General features: G+C 64.4%; 3 protein-coding genes. 2 read left to right on the top strand and 1 reads right to left on the bottom strand.

Annotation, left to right across the window (positions count from 1 at the left end; translation table 11 throughout):
• Positions 1 to 292: 292 nt before the first annotated feature.
• A complete protein-coding gene (locus JHD07_RS37750; protein ID WP_291631456.1) occupies positions 293 to 1,012 on the bottom strand; it encodes a DUF599 domain-containing protein in 720 nt (239 codons plus the stop codon).
• A gap of 124 nt (positions 1,013 to 1,136) precedes the next feature.
• Between JHD07_RS37750 and JHD07_RS37745 the strand changes: the two genes are divergently transcribed.
• Positions 1,137 to 1,799, top strand: coding sequence for a glutathione S-transferase family protein (locus JHD07_RS37745; RefSeq protein WP_291631454.1), 663 nt, complete (start codon positions 1,137 to 1,139; stop codon positions 1,797 to 1,799).
• Positions 1,800 to 2,058: 259 nt separating this feature from the next.
• Positions 2,059 to 2,262: a hypothetical protein gene (locus JHD07_RS37740; RefSeq protein WP_291631452.1), complete on the top strand. Its 204-nt coding sequence runs from the start codon at positions 2,059 to 2,061 to the stop codon at positions 2,260 to 2,262.
• Positions 2,263 to 2,509: the final 247 nt, after the last annotated feature.

The following is a 2,509-nucleotide window of genomic DNA, read 5'->3' as shown; positions in this document are numbered from 1 at the left end:
GAAGGCCGAGTGTTCGGCGACACCTGTATGCTGCTGTGCGGTTTTCTGCGTGTGCATTTTGCGCAGCAGACCGCGGGTGCCAGTCGGCACCCGGCCTTCCCTGCGCCCTCTCGATCGAGAGGGTGAGGAGATGAAGCAAAGCTCGGGCGAAATCAGCCGCGAGAACGGGAAGGCATGTCTGCGATGGCGCAGGATGGGTGTAGCCCTTCCGCAACCTATCATGCTTCAGCGACGAGGATGCGCAATGGTTTTCGCTTCGCTCTACCTACCCTACGAGTTCGCTGCGCTCGCTTCAATGACCGCGCTTCCGCGCTCCTTCATCGTCATCCACCACCTCCGGCGCCATCGCGGCCCAGGCGCTGGACGCGAACTGCCGGCGCCAGGTCACGACCACCACGGCTGCCGTGGTCACGAACAACACCCAGGGGCTGACGAACCAGCCGAGATAGCCGAGCGCGAAGAAGAATGCGCGCTGGCCGCGGTTGAAATGACGGCCGGCGGATTCGAACAGGCGCGAGGTGCGGATGACGTGAGCTTCGGCCTCGGGCGTGTCGCGCCGGTTTGCCGGCGGCATGCCGCCGAACAGGATCGCGACATAGTTGAACAGGCGATAGGCCCAGGCGAACTTGAAGAAGGCGTAGACGCAGATCAGCACGAGGCCGACGCATTTCAGCTCCCACATCGCCGGCGAGGTGCTGAGGTCGACCGGCAGCTTGCTCAAAATCGTGATGGCGTCGTTGGTGGCATGCAGCAGCGCCAGCGCGCCGCCGAGCGCGAACAGGCTGGTGGAGGCGAAGAAGGCGGTGCCGCTCTGGAGCGAAGCCATGATCTGCATGTCGACCATGCGCGTCTCGCGGTCGAGCATCCGTCGCACCCAGACCTCGCGATAGCGGTTCATGCGGGCCGACAGGCTGTCGCGGCCATAGGCCGAGTGCTCCAGCGTCAAGGCATAGACCAGCCATTCGATGATGAAGAAGCCGACGGCGACGATGTCGACCCAGTGCCTGCTCATGCCGCTCTCCGCGCGAGGATCGCAACGATTGCCACGCACGGCCGGGCGCGGCAACGATTGATTGGCGGCAGGCGATGGCGTTAAAAGCGGCTCGCATCAGGACGTCTCGGGAAGGACTGCTGACATGGCTGCGCTGAAACTCGCGATCGGCAACAAGAACTACTCGTCATGGTCGATGCGGCCCTGGCTCGCACTGCGCGCCAACGACATCCCGTTCGCGGAGACGCTCATTCCGCTGTATACGGACAATCCCGCGGACAAGGAGCAGATCCTGTCCTTCAGCCGTGCCGGCAAGGTGCCGGTGCTGGTTGATGGCGACGTCACGGTCTGGGATTCGCTTGCCATCATCGAATACGTCGCCGAGCGCTATCCGGAAGCGAAGCTCTGGCCCGACGACGTCGCCGCGCGCGCGCATGCCAGGTCGGTGTGCGCCGAAATGCATTCCGGCTTTGTGGCGCTACGCAACGAATGCGGCATGAACCTGCATCGGCCGATCGGTGCCGTGGCACTGTCGGCGGATGCCAAGGCGAACATCGCGCGCATCGAGGAGATCTGGCGCGAGTGCCGCACCCGCTACGGCGCACAGGGACCGTTCCTGTTCGGCCGCTTCGGGGCGGCGGACGCCATGTATGCCCCTGTCGTGCACCGCTTTCGCACCTATGCGATCGAGGTGGCGCCGGACACCAGGGCCTACATGGAGACCATGATGGCGCTGCCGGCGTTCCAGGAATGGACCCGCGAAGGACTGGCCGAAACGCTCGTCATCGCCAAGTTCGAGGACGCCTGACCGGCGCCGGCCGGGGAGGACGGCCGCCGATGGGATGAGGGTGCGACAGGCTGCGACATGTCGGCGGAATTAACCCCTCCGCCGGTATCATCACCCCGCCGGCTATCCCGTTATCATTTTGAAATGACTGCGTAAATTGAGTGCCTGCCGTGCCGGCATGGCGCTGGCCAAAAGCACCGGGCGCGTGCTATACAACGACCCGGGTTTCCGGCCGGCCCTCGCAGTGGGACAACTGGGCGAGGCGGGCGCTGTTTGAGTGATGGAGAGGGTGTTGAAGCACAAATTCCCCGTGGGATCGCGCGTCCTGTTCACGGCCAGCAATGTCGCGCGTCCGGCCGCAAGCGGTGCATATGAGATTATCCGTCTGCTCCCGACCGACGGCGACGACTGCCAGTACCGCATCAAGAGCTCGACCGAAGCCTTCGAGCGCGTTGCCAAGGAAAGCCAGCTCGCACTCTCCTGAAGGCTGACGCCGTCAACGCATCGGCCTCTCCCGGGAATTGCCCTTTGCCGCCGTCAAAAGGCCCGCTTCACCCTCACATGGTGGGTGGGGGCAGCTGCCGACTCGAGGTGCTCGCTTGACCATTCGCTCTTTGCTCGCGTGAAGGGACGTCGCGCATGAACTGGGCATGGGCTACTTCGCTCGACCAAATCTGGCGCTCGCCGGCCTTCCCGATGTGGATGACGCTGGCGGCGGCCGGCTGCTTCGG

Source organism: Bradyrhizobium sp., assembly GCF_016462955.1.
In the GTDB taxonomy this organism is placed as follows: domain Bacteria; phylum Pseudomonadota; class Alphaproteobacteria; order Rhizobiales; family Xanthobacteraceae; genus Bradyrhizobium.
Note: the sequence above shows the minus strand (reverse complement) of the source record. Positions and strands in the feature narration are given on the sequence as shown.

Excerpts from the sequence above, each read along its gene's own strand:
- JHD07_RS37750 (WP_291631456.1), bottom strand. The coding sequence starts at position 1,012 with ATGAGCAGGCACTGGGTCGACATCGTCGCCGTCGGCTTCTTCATCATC.
- JHD07_RS37745 (WP_291631454.1), top strand. The coding sequence starts at position 1,137 with ATGGCTGCGCTGAAACTCGCGATCGGCAACAAGAACTACTCGTCATGG.
- JHD07_RS37740 (WP_291631452.1), top strand. The coding sequence starts at position 2,059 with ATGGAGAGGGTGTTGAAGCACAAATTCCCCGTGGGATCGCGCGTCCTG.